Annotated in this window: 21 protein-coding genes; 15 read left to right on the forward strand and 6 right to left on the reverse strand. The window is 43.5% G+C overall.

The features are described 5' to 3' along the window. Positions 1-51: 51 nt before the first annotated feature. Genes KFO40_RS01160 through KFO40_RS01170 form a run of 3 tightly spaced genes read right to left on the reverse strand, consistent with a single transcriptional unit; the run spans position 52 to position 2,342 of the window. On the reverse strand, positions 52-1,611 hold the full coding sequence (locus KFO40_RS01160) for a DUF3945 domain-containing protein (RefSeq protein ID WP_004371700.1): 1,560 nt from the start codon (positions 1,609-1,611) through the stop codon (positions 52-54). Between the two features lie 20 nt (positions 1,612-1,631). Beyond that, the gene (locus tag KFO40_RS01165) at positions 1,632-1,982 is read right to left on the reverse strand and encodes a helix-turn-helix domain-containing protein (RefSeq protein ID WP_004291454.1); all 351 of its coding nucleotides are present in this window, start codon (positions 1,980-1,982) and stop codon (positions 1,632-1,634) included. A 3-nt stretch (positions 1,983-1,985) separates the two neighbouring features. Further along, a complete protein-coding gene (locus KFO40_RS01170) occupies positions 1,986-2,342 on the reverse strand; it encodes a helix-turn-helix domain-containing protein (RefSeq protein WP_025072716.1) in 357 nt (118 codons plus the stop codon). Between the two features lie 202 nt (positions 2,343-2,544). Here KFO40_RS01170 and KFO40_RS01175 point away from each other — a divergent pair, with 202 nt between their 5' ends. Together KFO40_RS01175 and KFO40_RS01180 are read left to right on the forward strand one after the other, a co-directional pair. Beyond that, complete coding sequence (locus tag KFO40_RS01175) at positions 2,545-2,844, forward strand: helix-turn-helix domain-containing protein (protein WP_004291426.1); 300 nt, start codon at positions 2,545-2,547, stop codon at positions 2,842-2,844. A gap of 31 nt (positions 2,845-2,875) precedes the next feature. Beyond that, positions 2,876-3,181 carry a helix-turn-helix domain-containing protein gene (locus KFO40_RS01180; protein WP_005861708.1) on the forward strand — a complete coding sequence of 102 codons (306 nt, stop codon included), beginning with the start codon at positions 2,876-2,878 and terminating at the stop codon, positions 3,179-3,181. Between the two features lie 77 nt (positions 3,182-3,258). On the opposite strand, the gene KFO40_RS01185 is transcribed toward KFO40_RS01180, so the two are convergent. Together KFO40_RS01185 and KFO40_RS01190 are read right to left on the reverse strand one after the other, a co-directional pair. Then, on the reverse strand, positions 3,259-3,621 hold the full coding sequence (locus KFO40_RS01185) for a hypothetical protein (protein WP_005861710.1): 363 nt from the start codon (positions 3,619-3,621) through the stop codon (positions 3,259-3,261). A gap of 12 nt (positions 3,622-3,633) precedes the next feature. Then, the gene (locus KFO40_RS01190) at positions 3,634-4,869 is read right to left on the reverse strand and encodes a site-specific integrase (RefSeq protein ID WP_005861712.1); all 1,236 of its coding nucleotides are present in this window, start codon (positions 4,867-4,869) and stop codon (positions 3,634-3,636) included. 359 nt (positions 4,870-5,228) lie between these two features. Here KFO40_RS01190 and KFO40_RS01195 point away from each other — a divergent pair, with 359 nt between their 5' ends. From KFO40_RS01195 to KFO40_RS01255, 13 genes are all read left to right on the forward strand, one after another. Then, on the forward strand, positions 5,229-5,915 hold the full coding sequence (locus tag KFO40_RS01195) for a penicillin-binding protein activator LpoB (RefSeq protein ID WP_317194765.1): 687 nt from the start codon (positions 5,229-5,231) through the stop codon (positions 5,913-5,915). Between the two features lie 39 nt (positions 5,916-5,954). After that, positions 5,955-7,217, forward strand: coding sequence for a DUF6175 family protein (locus tag KFO40_RS01200; RefSeq protein WP_211145986.1), 1,263 nt, complete (start codon positions 5,955-5,957; stop codon positions 7,215-7,217). Between the two features lie 11 nt (positions 7,218-7,228). After that, positions 7,229-9,106 (forward strand): LPP20 family lipoprotein, encoded by a 1,878-nt coding sequence (locus KFO40_RS01205; RefSeq protein WP_211145987.1) that lies wholly within the window; start codon positions 7,229-7,231, stop codon positions 9,104-9,106. Between the two features lie 30 nt (positions 9,107-9,136). Continuing rightward, positions 9,137-9,718 (forward strand): LPP20 family lipoprotein, encoded by a 582-nt coding sequence (locus tag KFO40_RS01210; RefSeq protein ID WP_004298500.1) that lies wholly within the window; start codon positions 9,137-9,139, stop codon positions 9,716-9,718. A 68-nt stretch (positions 9,719-9,786) separates the two neighbouring features. Then, positions 9,787-10,794, forward strand: a complete 1,008-nt coding sequence (locus KFO40_RS01215) for a hypothetical protein (protein WP_004312266.1) — start codon at positions 9,787-9,789, stop codon at positions 10,792-10,794. Continuing rightward, entirely contained in the window at positions 10,791-12,365 is a 1,575-nt protein-coding gene (locus KFO40_RS01220; protein WP_151936005.1) for a hypothetical protein, read from the forward strand. Before KFO40_RS01215 ends, KFO40_RS01220 begins: the two co-directional genes overlap by 4 nt. Before the next feature lie 12 nt (positions 12,366-12,377). Next, positions 12,378-13,664, forward strand: coding sequence for a hypothetical protein (locus KFO40_RS01225; protein ID WP_004312268.1), 1,287 nt, complete (start codon positions 12,378-12,380; stop codon positions 13,662-13,664). Between the two features lie 215 nt (positions 13,665-13,879). Further along, a complete protein-coding gene (locus KFO40_RS01230; protein ID WP_151920884.1) occupies positions 13,880-14,173 on the forward strand; it encodes a nucleotidyltransferase family protein in 294 nt (97 codons plus the stop codon). Then, positions 14,157-14,543: a DUF86 domain-containing protein gene (locus KFO40_RS01235; protein WP_004317062.1), complete on the forward strand. Its 387-nt coding sequence runs from the start codon at positions 14,157-14,159 to the stop codon at positions 14,541-14,543. Before KFO40_RS01230 ends, KFO40_RS01235 begins: the two co-directional genes overlap by 17 nt. 415 nt (positions 14,544-14,958) lie before the next feature. After that, a complete protein-coding gene (locus tag KFO40_RS01240; protein WP_151936003.1) occupies positions 14,959-16,236 on the forward strand; it encodes a DUF3575 domain-containing protein in 1,278 nt (425 codons plus the stop codon). A 9-nt stretch (positions 16,237-16,245) separates the two neighbouring features. After that, positions 16,246-17,241: a DUF5119 domain-containing protein gene (locus KFO40_RS01245; RefSeq protein ID WP_234394032.1), complete on the forward strand. Its 996-nt coding sequence runs from the start codon at positions 16,246-16,248 to the stop codon at positions 17,239-17,241. A gap of 54 nt (positions 17,242-17,295) precedes the next feature. Then, positions 17,296-18,285: a fimbrillin family protein gene (locus KFO40_RS01250; RefSeq protein ID WP_151936002.1), complete on the forward strand. Its 990-nt coding sequence runs from the start codon at positions 17,296-17,298 to the stop codon at positions 18,283-18,285. A 254-nt stretch (positions 18,286-18,539) separates the two neighbouring features. Beyond that, entirely contained in the window at positions 18,540-19,379 is an 840-nt protein-coding gene (locus KFO40_RS01255; RefSeq protein ID WP_004322970.1) for a helix-turn-helix domain-containing protein, read from the forward strand. Positions 19,380-20,003: 624 nt separating this feature from the next. On the opposite strand, the gene KFO40_RS01260 is transcribed toward KFO40_RS01255, so the two are convergent. Then, positions 20,004-20,759, reverse strand: a complete 756-nt coding sequence (locus tag KFO40_RS01260; RefSeq protein ID WP_004298485.1) for a succinate dehydrogenase/fumarate reductase iron-sulfur subunit — start codon at positions 20,757-20,759, stop codon at positions 20,004-20,006. Positions 20,760-20,785 lie beyond the last annotated feature (26 nt).

Consider the following 20,785-nt stretch of genomic DNA (forward strand, 5'->3'; position numbering starts at 1 on the left):
TTTTTTGTTGATACTTTGGATTTTATTTTGGATTCAGTGGCGGACATCGGTCTATACTTTCATGCCCTTGCCCGTTTTCTTCTGCGGCTTGTCCTGCTGCTGTTGCTGGCGGGCGTCCTTCGGAGTGGTCTGACCTTTCTGCAAAGGCTCTTTCAGGTTCTTTGTCGCCTCGTTGGTCTTGCCCTCGTTGTTCACCGCCACCTGCGTGCGGCTCTCGTTGGACGGGGCGACCTGCTGCCCGATGTCGGGATTTGTTTCGTAGCGGTACGGGCGACCCTTCTCCGGGTTGAACTTGATATACATCGTGGCATGGAAGCCCTGCTTGTCGGTCACGTTCTCCAGTTTCACGGCTTTGCCCGCCACATAGTCGGCTTTCTGCTGTTCGGTGAAGTTCACGTCGCTCCATTTGCTGATGGGGCGGATGCTGCCGTCCTCGTTCGTCCACGTGTTGCGGCGTTGCTCCTTCTTGGTCTGTGTGGCATTTTCCCCGCCTTGCGCCTGACTTTTCGACGTGTCGCCTTTGGTTTCCTGCGTCTGTACGGTACGGGGCGACCTTCCGGTTCCCGGCACGAACTCCACGCCGCGCTGCTCCACGTTCACTTGCAGAGTGGTGACGAACTTCCTGCCGTCGTTGCGCTCGATGAGCTTGTCGCGCACGGGCAGTCCGGCGCGGAGCATATCCTGCTCCTGCTTGGTGATTTCCGTCTTGCCGATGCGCTCCGGGATGCGTACCTTGCTCGCCGGAATGTCCGTGATCTCATTCGTCTTGCGGTCGATGCTGATGTAGGAGGGGATAATCTCGCCCGTTTCCTTCTCCACGATGTCCACGACCCTGCCGAGGTTGCCCGTCTCGCGCAGGTTCTTCCGGTCGTCGTCGGAGAATTTGTGTTCCTTGTATTCATCCAGTTTCTGCTCCTTGCGGATGAAGTGCGGCACGAGGCTGATGTTTCCCTCGCCGTCCTTCTTGAAGGAAAGGCGGGCGTCCAGCTCGAATGCTTCGCCGCCGAAGGTGGGCTTGACCTTCACCAAGTCGGACTTGCCGTAGTGGAGCATCTTCGTAAGGTCGCCGGACTTTTCAAGGTCGTCACGCTTCACGCCCCATCTGTCCTCCAGCTCCTGCCAGTTGATTTTGCTCTCGTCGATGGGCTGGTAGCCCCGTTTGCCCTGCGTCTGTTCGGGATCTTCCTGTTGTTCTTTTTGTTGCTCCATGTTTTCCTGTTTTTGAGGTTCTTGTTTTTCGGTTGCCAGTTCTTCCTGCACCTTTTTCTCGTAGTCGGAGGTGTCCACCTTGTGAGGGGCAAGCAGCTCCTTGTTCGCTTCGGGGTCTTTCAGCAGTTGCTTCATCACCTCCAAGAGATTTTCGGCTTGGTCTGCCGCGATGCGGTAAAAACCGAAGCGGCTGGGTTCCTTGCACTGCCGGAAGAAGTTCTTGAAGAAGTTGTCCAGCACGTCGCCGTGTCGGTCGAATTGCAGGAAACTCTGCGCGTTTTCCGCTTTCGCGGGGGTGCGCTTGGGTGTGCCGTCCGCGTTCAGCCCGGCAACCACGCTGATCTCGCCCGTCTTCTCGTCACGGACCACCAGCACGTCCTTTTCGTCTTTTTTCTTTGCCATCTGAAAAATGTTTTAATGGGTTATTTATGAAAGAAATTATGGATACGAGCCTTGTAGAAGGCTATATCTTCCTTTTTGAAGTCCTTGATATGGTTGGAAAGGAATGTCAGCACGTCCTCCTCGCTGTAATAGGTTTTCTTGCCCAGTGTCTTGTAGGGCAATGCGCCGACACTGCGGTAGCGTTGCAGGGTGCGCTTGCTTATCTGAAGCAGCATGCACAAGTCCTGATTGTCGAAAAGGCGGATGCTTTCCGTGATAGTAGGCTGTTTCCCCTCAGCCTTCATCGCCAGCAGCAGTTCGTCCTGACGGTCGAGCCGTTCCATCAACTTCTGCATCCAGCCTTCGAAGTTGTTTCGTGTGAGCAGTTCCATGACCTATGTCCTCCTTCCTTTGGGGTTGCCGCCCGTGCGCAACGTGTGGTTGCGTTTCAGTTCCTGCGGTGTCGCCGCGTCCTCGTTGACGGTACTCTCATCAAGCAGGCGGTCGATTTCCGACTGCCGGTAGCGGCATTTGCCGCGAAGCACGACATAGCCGATGCGTTGCTCGCTGCGCATACGCTGGAGGGTGCGGGTACTCACGTTAAGCAGGTGCGCCGCCTCGCGTGTGGTGAGCAACCTGTCGGGCGATGCCGCTCTCTTGTCACCGGAGACGGCACGGACGTGTGCCGCAATCTCCGCTATCTGTTCCGTCAATGACCGGAAGACGGAACTTTCCATCGTTATCACTTTCATATTCAGTCCTTTCTTTTTGTTTCTGCGGCAAAATTCGGCAATAAACAAAAGGGGCTTTAACAACTCACTACGTGACTCACGTAAGATTTTTACGGAAGATGGCTCCATAACCCGGTCAAACGGCGCAACAGGCAGCCTTTCAGCGGAAAACGGTACGTGTTAAGGGCTGCATCGTTACCTTTGCGGGCAAACCGGTAATTGCATGAATATGGAAATAGTATCTATCGAGAAAAAGACTTTCGAGATGATGGTGGCGGCATTCGGCGCACTCTCGGAGAAGGTCGCCGCCCTGAGGCGCAAAAGCGACACGGGGCGCATGGAAAGATGGCTCACGGGCGAGGAGGTCTGCGGGCAGTTGAGAATAAGCCCGCGCACGTTGCAGACGCTGCGCGACAGGCGGCTTATCGGCTACTCGCAGATAAACCGCAGGTTCTATTACAAGCCGGAGGAGGTGAAGCGGCTGATACCGCTTGTCGGCACGCTCTATCCGCACGGCAGATGATTTGATTTATTCACCCACTGAATCCGAAGTTATGATGAACGAGACCAACGATGTTTTTACGATGGAAGACGAGCCGATAGCCTCTGTGATGCAGGATATGCGCAAAGGCTCTAAATGGCTGTCCGCATTTCTGGAAAGTTACCGTCCTCCGCTGGACGGGGAGCGTTACCTGACGGACGGCGAGGTGGCGGAACTGCTCCGTGTGAGCCGACGCACCTTGCAGGAATACCGCAACAACCGCGTGTTGCCTTTTATCCTTTTGGGAGGGAAGGTGCTTTACCCGGAAACGGGGCTGCGCGAGGTGCTGGAAGCGAACTACCGCAAGCCGCTGGAGTGAGGCGGTTGCATGAAAAAGTAAACGGGCGACACCTTTTGTGGTGCTGCCCGTTTACTTGTCTTATGGGGAATCTGTTTTTAACAGTACCCGACCTTTCCGTTCTGAATGAACATCACGTATGCCTGCCGGTTATCTTTTGAGAGTGCCTTTCCCACCAGCCATGTGCGGAACAGGTGGGTGTTGTAGGTGTTCAGCCGGAAAGCGACCGGGATGATGATTTCAAGCGCGTACACGTCCGCGTACAGCCCGTTTTCAAGCTGCATGTAGCGACACAACTCGTAGTCGTTAAGCACGTCCGACTTGCGGACTGCTTTGATGGCAGCGTTCACTGCCGGGACGGTCGTATGGAACAGTCCGGCGATTTCGGTGGCGGTCATCCACACTTCGTTACCGGTTACGCTGACCGCCTTGTCCTCTATGATGATTATGTCACGCTTCATGGCTTCTCTTTTTTAGATGGTACAACCTGCAAATTCCTCAATGCCGTTCAACCTTGCCGCAAGGATCTCCATGTCTTGATTGAGTTTTTCTTTGGTTATCTTCGCGTAAATCTGCGTCGTCTTTATGCTCTTGTGTCCGAGCATAGAACTGACCGTTTCGATGGGTACGCCGTTGGAGAGAAATACCGTTGTGGCCGCCGTGTGGCGGCTCTGATGCCACGTGATATGCTTGGTGATGCCGCAACGCTTGGCGACGGCACGGATACCGGCAAGGCACGTGTTGTAATGCGGGACGGGAAATATCCTGCCGTTCTCGCACAGTCCACGGTATTTGCCGATTATGCGGTTGGCGATGTCAAGCAGGCGGATGTTGGACACCACGCCCGTTTTCTGGCGGTTGATGTTTATCCACTCGTGTTCATCGAAATAGGTGCGGATATTCTCTTCCGTGAGGTTGCGCATATCCGAGAATGACAATCCGGTGAAAGCGCAGAACAGGTAGAGGTCACGGTACAGTTCCTGTTTGGCGTTTTTCAGTTTGCCCTCCATCAGCAGGCGGATTTCCTCTTTGGTAAGGAAACTGCGTGTCGTTTCCTCCTTCTTGATTTCATACTCGCGGAACGGGTCGCGCGTCAGCCACTCGTTGTTGATGGCGATGAATACCATCGTCCGTAGCGGGCAGACGTACAACCAGACGGTATTGGTGCAACAGTGCTTGTCCGTGCGCAGGAACATCTCGAAGTCGGAGATGAAAGCCGGGGTAAGCTCTTTCAGGGCGATGTCCTTCACATGGTAGCGGATGTCGAGGAACTCTTGCAGGTGCTTGTAAACGATACGGTACTTTTCCAGTGTGCCTTTGGCTTTCATGCCTGCCTCCACCTGTTTCTCATAGTCCTCGTTGTGCTGGCGGAACACCTGCATCAGCGTGTGATAGCGGTGTTCCAGTCCGAGAAAGGCGTTTTTCACCTTTTCCGCCGTGACGAAGTTGTCACGCTCCATGATTTCCTGATAGTGTCTGTTGATGCGTACCCGCATTTTGTCAAGCATACGGTTCGCTTCGAGTGCCGCCGTGCTTCTGCCCGTGACACGTCCCCCTTTGGTGTCCCACAGTTTCGGATCGACAGTCAGCTTGCAGCTGAACTGCGTCTGGCTGCCGTCCACCGTGATGCGTCCCATGACGGGAACTGTCCCGTCTTTTTTCACTACCTGACGCTTGAGATAGTAGATTACTGAAAATGTACTCTTCATCGTCCTTAATTTTTTTGGTTTCAAAATTAGTTGGTGAAGAGTCCGGTGTCGGTACGCAAAACGGGGAGGAACGGCGCAATCTTTTTCCGTAAGCAAATTTTTCGCGTGAGTTGTCGGTAACTCACTATTCCTTAGCGTCTTGTTTCGTCATCCGTACCCGTTTGTCGCATTTTCGGGCATGGTTACGAACAAGTAACGTTGCGGCGTCAGGATTTGGCTTTGGCAGGGATTGTAATGGCTTCACGAATTTTCGCCACTTCAACTAAAACCCTTGTAACTCAATTCTATCACTATATCTTTCCGCATTTCACTTTTTTGTAGTAACTTTGCTCCGTAAAATTATTGAAGGTATTCAAGAAATGAATCGTGTCGTGTTGATTGACGTTGATTCTAATGAAGCATTGAAAACCGAAGCCAGGCGGCGTCAGGAAGCTTCCGCTATGGGAGATGTTGTTGCCAGAAGCGAGGCTATGACGACGTTGGGAGCTAAATATCTGATTCAGGGGAACATTACAAGTATGCAGGGCATTAAAAAAACGGACAGTAAAGGAAAGCCCTATTATAAAGGAAGTGTTTCTTACACATTAAAGATTGTGGATCCTTCTAATGGTACGCTCAAAGGTACCCAGGCTTTCTCTCATGAAGGGTTGACGGGAAGTATAGGAGATACTCCTGAAGAGGCAATCATTAAAACGTTGGATTATGCCAAAATAAGTATGGATGACTTTGTTAACGAGAATTTTAAGATACAAGGTACGATTGTGCAAGTGGAAAGCACAAAGAAAGATAAAGCACAAACTGTATACGTTGATCTTGGAACAAAAAGAGGTATACAGAAAGGACAGAAGTTTACTGTTTACATAGAGATGGACATTGCCGGTGAACTGTCATTGAAAGAAATCGGTCGCTTAAACGTGAAAGAAGTGTTGAGCGGGGCACGTTCTTTGTGCAGTGTCAGCAAAGGTGGGGAAGAAATCATGAAAGCTACCAAGGAAGAAAGGAAGTTGATTATCATTTCGAGGAAAGATACCTTTTTGTCACTATAATCAATTTCAATTATCAACTTTTCTCCTAGCAAAAAGAAAATGAAACTACGAATACTACTTTTGAGCCTGCTGGCGACATATACTATTCATCTCACAGCACAGGAGCTATACTCCAATGATCTGTCTTGCGTGAAAGCAGATAATAATTTGGCTGTTATCGCAGCCTCCGGAATAGCAGAAAAGAAGAAAGATGTATATTCTATGGCATTGAAGTCGATTTTCAACGCTCTCTTCTTGAATGGTATTGACGGAGTAGAAAACGGTCGGCCGCTGGTTGGGAAAGAAGACTCTTACTATATGAACCAGTTTTTCAATTCACGCTATATGCTTTTTGTGAAAAATTATGAGACGGTCGAAGAACCGGTGCGACAATCTTCCAGACTTTATAAGGGTACGGTTACGGCCCAAATTTTACTGGGTGCACTTAAAAAGGATTTGATACGGAACAAATTGATGACAAAGCCCATGGAGGAGATGTCGATGGAAGAAACCCGGCAACAGGTTGCTCTTCCAACCATTATGGTGGTTCCTTATAAAAGTAATGACCGGAGTTCGTATGCCGGTATCCTGAAAAATGATTTTGATCTTCGCGTAGCGGTAAGTACGGTAAAAGAAGGATTCGTCAAACTTGGTGTGAAGACGGTAGCTGCCGAAGGAAAACAGGCAGGTACTCTGCGTGCTTCTGAATGGGAGAGTAAGAATGCTGATTCCAATGATAAACAGTTGTTGATGAATTCGGGGGCAGATGTATATGTGATTGTTGATTTGAAGAAAGATATATCGGCAACCTCAGGTAGTAGGGTATCGTTGATTATGACTGCTCGTGAGACCGCTACAGGAATTGATTTAGCCAGCCGGAAAAGCTGGACGAACCGCTTTAGGACAACAGATGTGGACAAACTATGTGCGTATGCGGCACAGGATGTTTTGGATGGTTTTCTGAAAGATATTTCAAAGGAGTTTGCTCGGAGAGTCCAACAGGGAAATACGATAGTTCTTCGGGTCAGTCTTGCTGATAACGCTGTCAATACGATGAACAGCCGGATAAACGGGAGCACTACTCTTTCGGCGCATATACGCAACTGGGTGAGGAAGAATGCTCAGGGAGGATGCTACCATATTCAAGGTGCTGTGGATGATAGTCTGATATTTGATTCGATACAGATTCCTGCAAAGGACAGCGACGGCTTGCCGATGGATTGCATCACGTTTGCGGATAATCTGGTTAATTATCTGAATGATTCCGGAATAGATAGTGAACACAGAGTGGATGGAAGTACCATCTATTTGACTATTCAATAAATCAAGGACGTATGAAACATTGGCTTTTATTTATTCTTGTGATTTCATGGTTTTGCTTTCCGCTTTCCGGTCAACAAACGAACCGTCCTGACTGGGTGAAACAGCATCCTGTTAGTGGTTTAAGTTACATCGGAATAGGAATGGCTGAAATATCGGAAGGAGATTATCAGCAAAAGGCAAAGCAAAACGCTTTGTCTGATCTTGTATCTGAAATTCAAGTGGTGATTGCCGCCAATTCTTTGTTGAATACGTTGGAGGACGATGGTAATGTGAAACAAACCTTCGCAGAAAGTATTCGTACAGAAGCCCGGGCGGAAATAGAGAACTTTCGTCTGGTGGATTCCTGGCGAAGTGACAATGAGTATTGGGTTTATTATGAACTGAATAAGGATGATTATGCGGCCTTGGTGGAAGCACGTCGTCAGAAGGCAATCCGTAACGGCTTCGATTTTTGGTATAAGGGACACATTACTTTACAACAGGGAGATTTAATGACTGCCATTGAATTATTCTCAAATGGGATGGAGGCTATACGCCCGGTGCTTAATCAGGAGTTGTTCTGCTCTTACGAAGGAAAGACAATTAATTTGGCGACTGAACTATATGCGGCTTTGGCTGGAGTATTTGATGGAATAACGATTGTTCTGAATCCGGCAACCGTTTCAGTCACGCCGTTTCAAGGTATAAGGGAGCCTATTGCTATAGGTGTTTACCGTAATGGAAATCCGTTAAGGAATATCCGGTTGAAAGCCGAGTTTGTTTCCGGGTCGGGAGATTTGTCTTCCATGTCTCCCACCGACGAATCGGGAGTTGCCGCTCTTTATGTGCGCAATATTACTTCTAAACAGGCACAGCAGGAAATTGGAATTTCATTAATTGATGATGTGTTCAGCTTGTTCCGGAAGGGAAGTTATGCAACTTTATTCAAACAAATGCTTTCTTCTCTTCCCGGAGCAACGTTGACTATCAACACGGCGCAGACACAGACTTCTGCTTATGTTAGAAGTGCGCAGAGCGATATAGAGGCGGTGGAACGAACTGTGAAGAGTTTGCTGAACAATCATTTCTTTAACGTAGTTGCATCTCCTTCTGAAGCCGACATTATCGTTACATTGGATAATAAGTGTCGTAAAGGCAATACCGTTCCGGGTGAACTGTACAACTTCATCGAATTCTTTTCTACGTTGGGGATTGAAATAGAAAATAACCGGACGGGGCAAACCATGTTGAATTATTCGATTAATGATGAACGGACATTAGTACCTGAAAATAAGTCCGCTTCTCAAGGCAAGAATATGGCGGCGCGTGAATTGATAAAACGGCTGAACCGGGAGTTTGCACGTGAATTGAAGAAAATAACATTCGACAGAACCGGAAAGATTCCGGAAAGACAGAAGATGTTGCCGGATGTTCCTGTTCCGGTAGTCGGTCCTTCCGTACCGGAAAAAGAAGCTGATCCGGTTATATCTGTCCCTGTTGTGGTGCCGGAAGTTATTCCTGCTCCTTTGGTTCCGGTTAAGTCCGCCAAACCAGAGAATCAAAAGGCAATTCGGGTTGAATGGTTGGATGGTGTCTTTGTTGAATTTGACAAACTTGCAACTTTGGGAGACAAATCGAGGATACATCTTAAGATTGTGAATACAAATGCTGACGATTGCGAAGTGGACTTATATAGTGGAAATCTGACGGTTATAAACGAAAAAGGTGAAGAATCTCCGATTGTCAGTCTCAAACTGGGGTCTAAGTTCAATGCCCGCAGAGTCACTGCGCTCATTGTGCCTGATCTGCCTACGGAGATGGTTATTGAGGTAAGTAAGTTGCAATCTGTGGCACTGCTGCAATTGAAGGATTTCAAAAATAATATAGTGAAGTTGAGAGGCTTGAAATGAATCATATATTAACATTAAAAAAGACTTGAAATGAAAAGAATTAATTTATTGGGAACAGCATTGCTAACCATTGTTGTTATGACAAGTTGCGGTAGTTCAAAACCTGTAACACAAACAGTGCAGCAACCGGCAGTGCAACAGGACGTAGAAATTAATGTTCCTTGTTCGGGACCGGAATTTCAAACGAACAAAGAGTATTTTAGAGCTAGTTCGATGGGACTTTCTACGGATATGTCTATTGCAAAGAAAAAAGCGATGACGGAGGCCCGGGCTGAAATTGCTACTGCTATCAATGCAAAAGTGAAATCGGTAACCGATAGTTATGTTTCCTCTTATCAGCAAGGTGAAAATGATGAAAGCAAAAGTCGTTATCAATCATTGACCCGTACGGTAGTGGAACAGGAATTGAGCGGTACGCGTGTAATTTGTGAAAAAACCATGAAGACTCCTGATGGTAAATACAAAGTATATGTCTCTCTTGAACTGGCAGGAGAGGAAATCATGAATGCTATGGCAAATCGTATTAAGAATGATGACAAATTGCGCATTGACTTTGAATATGAAAAGTTCAAAAAGGTATTTGAAGAAGAAATGAGTAAAAACGCCCAATAAGCAGCTTGTTTAAAACATTGCGGATAGTAATGATCTCTTTAATAACTACCCAACTATTTGAAGATTGAATGATGAAGCTTAATTTGTCGGATATAAGATATAATTGGGTAGTTATTTTTATTATCCAGTTGCTTTTGTCTCCCGGTATTGATGTGTTTTCACAGGCAATGCCTGTTGATACAGTTTATAACCAATCTTATGACTGGAGACCGGGACAGCGGGAGACTTTGCCGGAATGGGTGTTTGCTTCTCAACGGAAAGGCCGGGTAGTTGGTATATCTGATCCTTGTATGAAATCCGAAGCTGCAAGGATGCTTGCTTTGCAAAGAGCGGCTTATCTGTATTCATTGCAGCAAGGGGTACAATTGAGACTTCTCTCGGACGTTTTTTCCACCATGGAGACTGCCAGTAATACATACGAAGACCAAAGAAACAAAATGCTTGTATTGGGAGTGATCGAACATCCCGTTCAACATGTTTCCTACCGGATTGAGCATGAATATACTTCTATATTTGGAGAGAAATTTCTGGAGGTATCTTTTACTCCATCGAATGATAGTTGCGATTTTTCTTATCATTCCATTAGTGAGTTGATGCTTTTGTTTACGAAAGAAAGGGTTGAGGAAGAAGAGGTGAAATTCAATTTATTGTTGGAATCGGATAGTTGTAGGGAGCAATCAGACCAGTCATGGTTTCAGCTTAAGGGAACACAGTCATCTCCTCAAATAATTTCATATATGAACGGAGTTGAAATTTGTTCTTCACAGGAAGGCTGTTGGTATGAAGATGCCGGTTTTGGAGGTCAGGACGGATTGGAGAAGATGGATATGAGGAATGCCTTTTGGAATGCCTATATGTCTTCTTTGGTGAAGGCACTGTTGTTATATCCGTTTTCTGATGTAAATGTCAAGCAGGTGGACGATCGTTTCAATGGCGGCACTGATTCCGGTTGTGGTTTGTATCGGGAGAAGGTTGTCGCTGTCTTGTCCATTTCCCCCTTTATCAAAGATATACGGAATAATAAGCTGTATGTGGATTGGCAGATAACAGAACAACAAAATATAATAAGGAAATGAGGAAAAATAGGATACGAATACTATCTATGGTAGTTTTTTCATTGTGTTTGCCGTTTAGTCTTTTTGCGCAAATAGATAAAGACATGAAGGAGTTTGACGATTTTGTGAAGCAGCAGCAAAAAGAGTTTGATGATTTTGTGAGCGAACAGAATAAGGAATTTGCCGAATTTCTGAAAGAAACCTGGAAAGAGTATGACTTGCAGAAGCCGGTGGCACGTCCTCAAAGGCCGGAGCCTGTAAAACCGGTCAGCTTTGACCATAAGAAGCCGGCAACAAAACCGCAAGAGGTTAAAGTAGGGGAGGTGACACGACTCCCCATTCCGACAGTGACTCCAAGTGCGACATTTTCTCCTTCAAAGGGGAAAACACAGATTCCGGTTGTACCGGGAGGTAAAGATGTGGCTGTAGAACCGGAAAAGGATTTTGCGGTGCTCCCTGAAATAAAACCGGAAGTGAAGCCTGAAGAAACCGTTCCGGCCAAACGCTCACTTTCCGGTGTAGAGTTTTCGTTCTATAGTAAAGATTGTGTTGTCAATGCTTCATTGAAGAACCGGCTCACTTTAAAAGGGATTGCAGAGAAAGATATTTCTGCCGGATGGGAGACGTTATCGCGTAGCAACTATCAGCCTTTGATAGACGACTGTCTGGCTTTTAAAAAGGATAATGCCCTGAATGACTATGGTTATCTGCTGTTGACGAGGAAAGTTGCTACTGAACTATGTGGAAGTACTCATTCCGATGAAATAGCTCTTATGCAAATGTTTCTCCTTTCTCAATCGGGATATAGGGTTAAGGTGGCGCGTATGGATAACCGCCTTACTTTATTCTATGCTTCGGGTAACATGATTTATGCTACCTGTTTTATAACTTTGAATGGAGTAAACTATTACAGGTTTGATACTACCCCGGATAAAACTAATTCTATTTACACTTACAACCGTGATTTCGCCAATGCGAAGAACCCGGTAAATATGAATATCACTGCTCCTCAACCCTTTTCAGGAACTTACGTGGAGAAAACGTTGCAAGCGAAAGCTTATCCATCCGTCAAAGTCTGCTCGAAAGTAAATTCGGGACTTATTTCCTTCTATAAGGATTATCCGCAATGTGACTTTTCTGTCTATGTGGGAGCTCCTGTCAGTCAGGAAGTACAACAGACGGTGCTTCCATCATTGCAAGCTGCCGTACAAGGGAAAAAACAATCGGAAGCCGCTAATATACTGATTAATTTCGTGCAGACAGCTTTTGATTATAAGACAGATGGTGACCAGTTTGGTTATGAAAAGCCTTTCTTTGTGGATGAGCTGTTCTACTATCCTTATTCCGATTGCGAAGACCGTGCTGTGTTATACTCTTATTTGGTACGTACTCTTATGGGGCTTGATGTTGTATTGTTGGAATATCCCAATCACATGGCAACAGCGGTCTGTTTTGATGAAAACATTGACGGAGATTATATAACTGTAAGCGGAAAGAAGTACATAATTTGTGATCCGACTTATATTGGAGCTTCTATCGGGCTTGCTATGCCGCAATTTAAGAACGTGGCAGCCAAAGTGTTGAAATATTAATTTTATTATATTATGAAGAATATTAAAAAGTATTTGTGTGCCATTGTAATGATGGTTATTTCGATGACTGCATTTGCGCAGGAAGATGTTTTTAGCGGTGACTGGCTAGGAGCAAATAAAGAAGGCGATTTAAAGGTTGCGTTCACATTGAATTGTGATGGTAATTGGCAATTGAATCCTTATAATGAGAATGCCAGATGCAATGGATTTATGGAAGTGAATATGCTGGAACCCGGTGGAAGGGAATCTTTGATGGCAACTTATGAGTTTTACGTCGAGAGTATGAACGGGAATGAACTGACTCTTTCTTTTGTAGGCGGACGTCCGGAGGTTGATGCCGGGATTTCCGGTCAATGCAAAGTCGTTTATAAAGATGATAAGTTGTCGTTTTCCGGACTTGATAAAGGCGGAAAAGATGCTGCCTTTAATGGATTGACACTTGTAAAAAGCGGTAGTGGAGCTGATGCAATAGCTGATGCTGCGGCGGATGACGGAGTTCCTTTGGGAGTAAAGATATTGGCTGTTCTCCAACTGATTTTGTATATTGCCGTTGTTTTATTTATTGTGGGGCATATGTTTTTTGTATGGTATAAGGGCGCACGTTATAAAGAGGTTTTTACGGTAGAAGGAATGTTGAATAAACGCCTTGCAGCCGGAATGCCGGAGAAAATGACGGATGAAGAGATAACGGAGGCGTGGAAGCTGATGGATGAGGCCTTTGCTACTTGGACGGTGATTGAAAAAACAGATGATGATGAATTCAGAAAGCCGACAAAGATGAAGCAAATTAAGAAATCTGTTCTTTTGATTGATCAGGTTATCGGTATGTGTCCTACTGATGCTGATGTCATAGAACGCTTAAACTCATTGACTGATGTGATTAATAGTGGTGAAGAACGTCATTTTGATGGTTCCAGGAAATTAATCTGGTTAGGTGTCATTGTGGGTATCTTGATGTATTGGATGATGGGAGTCGGTATGATGTTTTCTACTTTAATAGCTACCGGTTTGTATGTGGTAGCGAGCAGGACGCCTCAATTCTTAATTGATAAGCGGGCACTTCGTGGCGGTGGAAACATTCATAATGGTATTTTTGCCGGAGTGTTCGGGTTATTGGCAGGAGCGCAGACAGTGCGGACAATATACAAGTTTAATGATGGTCATAAAGAATATTCTGATGATCATTCACAACATTGGATTGCTTTGGCAATCGGACTTGTCGTTTTGTTTGTATTGGCAATGATGATGGCGTTCTGGGCACTTCTGAACTATTTACGTAATTATGTTCTGTACTTTTGATGGATAAAACTAACATGATTGTTAATAATGGATTCGGCAGCATAATTAGGCTATTTATGTTTTGAAGTAGAATTTAGAGTAGCAGGTGTACAGGGGATCGATGAAAATTCGATGACCTGTGCATCTTATTTTAATTAGTGATACTACAAAATATGATTAAGAACTTGCTAATTCCAATATAAATTTTAATATTTGCATTATAACAATAGTGTCAATTGAAAACAAAAGATGAAATAATCGCTATTCTCCGGAATTTTAAGGAAGAATTTGGGGAGAGATATGGAATTGAAAAGTTGGGACTTTTTGGTTCTGTGGCTCGTGGTGAGCAGAAAGAGGATAGTGATATTGATATTTGTGTAAAGCTTCAAGAACCGGATTATTTTACTCGAATGGAAATAAAAGAGTCATTAGAAGAGCGTTTTAATGCAAAAGTGGATGTCGTGTCTTTAACCGCAATTATGCGTAGTTTATTTCGCAATCATATAGAGAAAGATGCAATCTATATCTAATGCTGACATATTGGATATGCTTCTTTTTGTAGAAGAACGTATTAATACAACTATAGAAAGATGTGGTAGTGTCATTTCTGTAAATGATTTCTTAGCTTCTCCTGATAAGATGGATATTTTTGATGCAACTTGTATGCGTTTGCAAACCATAGGTGAAACTGTTAAGAATATAGATAACCTGACTAATCATGAATTATTGATAAATTATGCCGGTACTCCATGGAGGAGCATCATTGGACTGCGCAATATTATTTCTCATGAATATTTATCTATTGACCCCGAAGAAATTTTTAAAATAGTAAAAGTGCATCTGCCTGGATTGCTTCTTGCAATTCAGCAGATCAGGAATGATATTGCTGCTAGTATATGAGACCTTTGTAGCTTTTCTATTTTTTATTATGCAAACGGTAGTCTTTAGGTACCACTCCCATCCGCTTTGTACACTCCTTATAGAAATGTGATCTATTCATAAACCCACTTTGATACATGATTTCTTTAATGAAATTTTTGGGTGGGGATAAAATATCTCGTAGAAAATTCCTGGCGACTCCCGATCATAGTTATTTCCCGATTTGTATAGAGGCGATGAAGCTTGGCATCCATGTGTATGTGGAAAAGCCGCCTGTCAGAACTTCCTTTTTCTGTTTATTATTGACCTTAAACTCTCAAAACTTGCAAAATAGTTTCAATCGTTTCACAGAACCTTTCATGCCTTTGTTTTTATTCTAAAAGTATGATTCGATTTGTTTTCTAACTTCTATATTTGTTATCAGAAACGAACGACAATGAAACATGGTATCTATATATTGACTATTCTTATGGCTTTATTAAGCCTTCCAGAAAGTGGGTATGCTTCGATTCCATTTTTCGCTGTTGCGAATGATACAATCCGGCGGGCAGTGATATATTTTGATGCGAATGAAGCGAAAGTGGATCTTAGTTATAAGAATAATAATCAGGTAATTATAATTTTAGATTCTTTGCTTCTCGGAAATTTAAATACGAAATATATAACAGCGCTGAATGTGGAAACTTTTGTTTCTCCTGATGGTGATGAATCTTATAATAGAAGTTTGGCTGCTCGGAGAAATGATTCGATAAAGGAATTCTTACAACGGTATAATTCGGATGTTAGTGTTGATAAGATTCATTTTTTTTCAGGGGGAGAGGATTGGTCGGAGTTTCGTAAGTTGGTGGCATCCGACTCTAACTTACCAGATCGGGAAGAAGTGCTGATATTGATTGATTATCATAAGAATGATGTCAATAAACGGAAGCAACTGTTGCGAAAATTGAATCGGGGAATTGCTTACCGATACATTGTTCACAATATCTTTCCAGAACTGCGGAGATCGGTTATTACGATTGTCGGAGAAACTTCGAAATTAGGTAAAGAGGCTTTTGAACCGGTATCTTCTGTCTCCGGGTTGTTTGTTTCAAAGCAGGAAGAGGCGCTTCCGAAAGATCAACCTGATAAGCCTGTGGGAGAAAGTGAAAAAAAACAGGCCTGTGAGGTCGATATATCGGAGGCAGAAGGGCCGGTGAAAAGCCAAACTGTACTTGCAGTGAAGAATAATCTGTTATATGATTTGGCATTGGCGCCAAATATAGAAGTGGAAATTCCGATAGGCAAGAGGTGGTCTTTGAATACTGAATATAAATGTCCGTGGTGGCTGAATAGCAAACATGATTTCTGCTATCAGCTCCTTTCGGGAGGGATGGAAGGACGTTGTTGGCTGGGAAACCGTCAGAAGCGTGACCGATTGACCGGACATTTTATCGGATTTTATGCTGAAGGCGGGATATATGACTTCCAGCTGCGTGGAGATGGCTATCAAGGTAAGTATTACGGAGCTGCGGGAGTGACTTATGGATATGCACGGCAATTGGCACGGCATTTTTCTCTTGAATTCAGTCTTGGCATAGGGTATTTGACAACAGAATATAAAAAATATACTCCTTATGAGGGAGATATTATATGGACAAATAGTGGGCGTTATAACTTTATTGGTCCTACCAAGGCGAAAGTTTCTTTGGTATGGCTGATAACAACAAAGAGATAGGAGGGCGCAATGCGAAATACAAGATACAGGTTTCTTGTGCTTTTGTCCTCGCTGCTGATGTTAATTGGATGTAGCCGTCGCGATATATTGGATGATTATCCCGTAAGTGGGGTAGATATAAAGCTGGATTGGGATGGAGTGACAGATCAACTGCCGGAGGGAGTTCGGGTGATTTTTTATCCGAAGAACGGAGATGGCAGGAAAGTAGATAAGTACCTTTCGGTACGAGGCGGAGAAATGAAAGTTCCTCCGGGACGGTATTCGGTAGTAGTCTACAACTATAACACGGAATCTATACGAATCAGGGGTGAAGAGTCCTATGAAACGATAGAAGCCTACACGGGAAACTGCAACGGTTTAGGGATTGCAGGAACGGAAAAGATGGTTTGGTCACCGGATTCATTGTATGTGTTGAATATAGATGAGCTGAAAATAGAGAAGAGTGAAGAAGTGCTTCGCTTAGACTGGAAGTTGGAATCTGTGGTGAAGAAATATTCTTTTGCAGTAGAGGCTAAAGGCTTGGAGTATGTTGCAACAGTGGTAGGAAGCATTGATGGATTATCCGATTGTTACTGTATAGGCAAAGGTCGTGGAGTGTGTAGCTCACAACCTATCTACTTTGAGGTAAAGAAGGGAGATAGTAAGGTAACGGCATTTTTCACCGCTTTCAAACAAGTAAAGGAAATGACAATGCCGACGCGAATGTCAACATCAGAGAGAGAAACTTCTAGTGAGAAAGGTGCTATAATATTAATATTGAAATTTATCAAAACAGATAATACAGTTCAGGAAGCAACAATTGATGTTACTGAAATAATAGGTACACTTGAAAATGCTGGAACAGGGGAAGATGGAAAGCCAACCCCACCACCGGAGATTGAGTTACCGCCTGATGATAAGATTGAGGTTGATAAGCCGGATACACCTTCGGGTGGAGGTGGAGGTATTGGAGGAGATGTTGATGGATGGGGACCCGAAGATAATGTAGAGTTACCCGTGAATTAAAATAGATGCTATAAACAAAATATAACAATATTATAAACTTTAAAAAATACAGTTATGAAGAAGATTTTATTGGCAGTTACAGCTGCTTTAGCAATTACGGGTTGCTCACAGAATGAAGAGTTTGAGAATGCAGGACAGAAAGCTGAAATTAATTTTGGAAGTATAGTTGGTAATTCAACTAGGGCTGCTATAATGACAACTGACGGCTTTGAAACATTTACTGTTAATGGATATAAAACATCTGATAAGATGGGGGATGCGGTTAGTTTGGCATCGTTTATGCCTAATGAAGTGGTTACGAAAACGGATGGTGCATGGAAACATGCCAACGTTTTTTATTGGCCAAGTAACTATGTTCAGTTTTTTGCGACTTCTCCTCAACAGACTTTATCACTACCAAGTAAAGGATATCCAACATTTGACTATACTGTAGGTGGTATTGCTGATCAAAAAGATTTATTGGTTGCTAACCAAATAGATAAACAAAAGAGTGAGAATGCTGTGGAGTTAAAATTTCAGCATGCTTTAACTCAGGTTAATTTCTCAATTAAAGGTGATACTAAGGGATTTGATTATAAGGTGACTAACCTAACAATTAGTGGCGTAGATGGTACAGGTACATTTAAATTTGATGGTACAGCAACTGTTGGTGCATGGGCACAGGATGGAAAAGCTGCTGGTACATATACAGCTACTTATGCTGAGGGTTCAGAAATCACGTTGATTAATGTTACTGATCTTGCCGCTACAACTAAGTTTGATGCTAATCCTACAGCTTCTTTATTTATGTTATTGCCTCAAACTTTGAAGGCTGGTGCTAAAGTTGCTATAACTTATACAGCTGCTCCTACAGGAAAGACAGATGTTACTGACTTAACCTTCACTGGAACGAAAGAAGTAGCACTTACAGGTGCATGGATCGCTGGTCAGAAGGTACGTTATACATTAACATTGTCTAGTGATGCTAAAGAGATTACTATTACTCCGACTGTGTCAGAATGGGGTACATCAGAATCCGATACCCCTTTGACTCCTTCTAATTAATCTTTATAATAATATACTAATTAGGCATTTAAATGGGACAGTAATATTCTGTCCCATTGCTATTTAAAGTTTAAATATTTTTCTATTAACCAAGTTACTGATATTACTTTTAAAATCACCATTAAAATATAGTTGTATTTGATTTATCCTCTCACTTCAACCTCTTTTTCACTTTTCTTTCTTTTTTTATGGCAATATGAAAGATTTCATATATTTTTGCTGGCAGCATAAACAAAAACAAACACAGTCAGCGTATGCCATCTATTTGTCAAGGAACCTGGGATTGTCAAATATGTCCAAAAGCGGTGAGTAATGCCATTACTCATGTGATTTATCAGCGTGGTTTTCATAAACCGGCTCAAAAGTGTGAAGAAAATCTTATCCTTTTTTTGATGAAGGGAGAAATACTGGTCAATAGTAAGGAATATGCGGGGACAATGCTTAAGGAAGGTGAATTTATCCTTCAGGCCATTGGCTCTATGTTTGAGATGCTTGCTATGACTGAATGTGAGTGCATTTATTATCGTTTTATCCAGCCCGAACTGTTTTGTGATTTCCGTTTCAATCATATCATGAAGGAAGTATCTCCTCCACTTATTTATACTCCATTAAAAATAATTCCAGAACTACAATATTTCCTTAATGGGTCTATCACTTATCTGAAAGGGGATAAAGTCTGTCGGGATTTGCTATCTCTGAAACGAAAAGAATTGGCGTTTGTATTGGGATACTATTATTCCGATTATGATCTTTCGAGCTTGGTGCATCCACTCTCTAAATATGTAAACAGTTTCCAATACTTCGTTATTCAAAACTATAAGAAAGTAAAGACAGTGGAAGAACTGGCACAATTGGGTGGATATACCCTTAGTACATTCCGTCGTATCTTCAATAACGTCTTTCATGAACCTGTTTATGAATGGATGCTGGCGAGACGTAAAGAGGGCATTCTGGACGACTTGAACAACTCTAAATGTAGCATCTCGGAGATATGCTATAAATATGGTTTTGAATCTTTACCCCATTTTTCTAATTTCTGCAAGAAATCTTTTGGTGCCTCTCCACGTAATTTACGTAGGCAAGACATTTCATAAATGCAACTATGTAAGATAATTGCGGTTCACCGGTTTCACCCAATTCTCTAAATGCCGATGAATAAGGTAATAGCGGGTGAAAGCAAGGGAGAAATTCAGGTGAAACTGAACCTTCTTGGTTTCACCTATTGAGTTTATTCATACCGACTGTTGGACATATAGATCCAAGGTGTTGGATATATAGCTCCAAGATGCTAGATATATAGATGCAACAACTCAAGTATTAACACATGAGAACTAAGGTGTTAAGACCTGGCGGCCAAAGTACTACATCCGCACAGTTCACTCATTAATACCTGAAAGCGGATTTGCTATAAGCATATCCGGATTAGCTATAATGATAATTGTTTTAGCTCAAGGGATATTTTAATAAGACAGGTGAAAGCGGTAACGAATGATTTTACCTTATTTCAATCCTCGCTTTCACCCGTAATTCTCTCATTCATAACAGTTTTGGCTATAAGGTGAAATCGGTGAAACTTATGAATTAAAAGTTCATGTTACTGATCCGTATTAATAATAATTGTGGTCTACTCATACATAAAGAAATCCCCTGTCGAACTAGCCGGCAGGGGATTCTGTCATTAATCAAATTAAGCTCTCGCTATTGAAATCTAGCAGTTTCTAGTCTTTTAATTTTGCGATGATGAAGTCGCGGTTCAAGCGAGCGATGTTGCTGATAGAAATATTCTTCGGACATTCAGCTTCACAAGCACGAGTGTTTGTACAGTTACCGAATCCCAGTTCGTCCATCTTTGACAACATAGCTTTTGCACGGCGCAAAGCTTCCGGTTTGCCTTGCGGCAACAAGTTCAACTGGCTAACTTTTGCAGAAACGAACAACATAGCAGAACCATTCTTACATGCAGCTACACAAGCACCGCAACCGATACAAGAAGCAGCATCCATAGCTTCGTCAGCGATCGGTTTCGCGATCAGGATAGCGTTAGCATCCTGCGGAGCACCTGTGCGTACGCTTACATAACCACCAGCTTGCATAATCTTGTCGTATGCAGTACGGTCTACCATCAAGTCTTTGATGACAGGGAAACCAGCCGAACGCCAAGGTTCAACAGTGATGGTATCACCGTCGTTGAAACGACGCATATAGATTTGGCAAGTAGTAGCACCTGTTGCAGGACCGTGCGGGTGTCCGTTGATGTAAAGAGAACACATACCGCAGATACCTTCGCGGCAGTCATGATCGAATACTACCGGTTCTTTTCTTTCGCTGATGAGCTGTTCGTTCAGAATATCCAGCATTTCGAGGAAGGAAGTATCACCGGGGATATCTTTCATTTGGTAGGTTTCAAAAGCACCTTTAGCTTTCGGACCAGCTTGGCGCCATACCTTCAGTGTAAATGATATATTTTTATCCATTTTCTTCTAATTCTTTTAAATGTTTA

The organism is Bacteroides sp. 1001302B_160321_D4, from assembly GCF_015667765.1.
Taxonomy (GTDB): Bacteria; Bacteroidota; Bacteroidia; order Bacteroidales; family Bacteroidaceae; genus Bacteroides; species Bacteroides xylanisolvens.

Excerpts from the sequence above, each read along its gene's own strand:
- KFO40_RS01190 (WP_005861712.1), bottom strand. The coding sequence starts at position 4,869 with ATGAAGAGTACATTTTCAGTAATCTACTATCTCAAGCGTCAGGTAGTG.
- KFO40_RS01210 (WP_004298500.1), top strand. The coding sequence starts at position 9,137 with ATGAAAAGAATTAATTTATTGGGAACAGCATTGCTAACCATTGTTGTT.
- KFO40_RS01205 (WP_211145987.1), top strand. The coding sequence starts at position 7,229 with ATGAAACATTGGCTTTTATTTATTCTTGTGATTTCATGGTTTTGCTTT.
- KFO40_RS01195 (WP_317194765.1), top strand. The coding sequence starts at position 5,229 with ATGAATCGTGTCGTGTTGATTGACGTTGATTCTAATGAAGCATTGAAA.
- KFO40_RS01170 (WP_025072716.1), bottom strand. The coding sequence starts at position 2,342 with ATGAAAGTGATAACGATGGAAAGTTCCGTCTTCCGGTCATTGACGGAA.
- KFO40_RS01225 (WP_004312268.1), top strand. The coding sequence starts at position 12,378 with ATGAAGAATATTAAAAAGTATTTGTGTGCCATTGTAATGATGGTTATT.
- KFO40_RS01165 (WP_004291454.1), bottom strand. The coding sequence starts at position 1,982 with ATGGAACTGCTCACACGAAACAACTTCGAAGGCTGGATGCAGAAGTTG.
- KFO40_RS01200 (WP_211145986.1), top strand. The coding sequence starts at position 5,955 with ATGAAACTACGAATACTACTTTTGAGCCTGCTGGCGACATATACTATT.
- KFO40_RS01260 (WP_004298485.1), bottom strand. The coding sequence starts at position 20,759 with ATGGATAAAAATATATCATTTACACTGAAGGTATGGCGCCAAGCTGGT.
- KFO40_RS01215 (WP_004312266.1), top strand. The coding sequence starts at position 9,787 with ATGATGAAGCTTAATTTGTCGGATATAAGATATAATTGGGTAGTTATT.
- KFO40_RS01175 (WP_004291426.1), top strand. The coding sequence starts at position 2,545 with ATGAATATGGAAATAGTATCTATCGAGAAAAAGACTTTCGAGATGATG.
- KFO40_RS01255 (WP_004322970.1), top strand. The coding sequence starts at position 18,540 with ATGCCATCTATTTGTCAAGGAACCTGGGATTGTCAAATATGTCCAAAA.
- KFO40_RS01245 (WP_234394032.1), top strand. The coding sequence starts at position 16,246 with ATGCGAAATACAAGATACAGGTTTCTTGTGCTTTTGTCCTCGCTGCTG.
- KFO40_RS01160 (WP_004371700.1), bottom strand. The coding sequence starts at position 1,611 with ATGGCAAAGAAAAAAGACGAAAAGGACGTGCTGGTGGTCCGTGACGAG.
- KFO40_RS01185 (WP_005861710.1), bottom strand. The coding sequence starts at position 3,621 with ATGAAGCGTGACATAATCATCATAGAGGACAAGGCGGTCAGCGTAACC.
- KFO40_RS01240 (WP_151936003.1), top strand. The coding sequence starts at position 14,959 with ATGAAACATGGTATCTATATATTGACTATTCTTATGGCTTTATTAAGC.
- KFO40_RS01235 (WP_004317062.1), top strand. The coding sequence starts at position 14,157 with ATGCAATCTATATCTAATGCTGACATATTGGATATGCTTCTTTTTGTA.
- KFO40_RS01250 (WP_151936002.1), top strand. The coding sequence starts at position 17,296 with ATGAAGAAGATTTTATTGGCAGTTACAGCTGCTTTAGCAATTACGGGT.
- KFO40_RS01220 (WP_151936005.1), top strand. The coding sequence starts at position 10,791 with ATGAGGAAAAATAGGATACGAATACTATCTATGGTAGTTTTTTCATTG.
- KFO40_RS01180 (WP_005861708.1), top strand. The coding sequence starts at position 2,876 with ATGATGAACGAGACCAACGATGTTTTTACGATGGAAGACGAGCCGATA.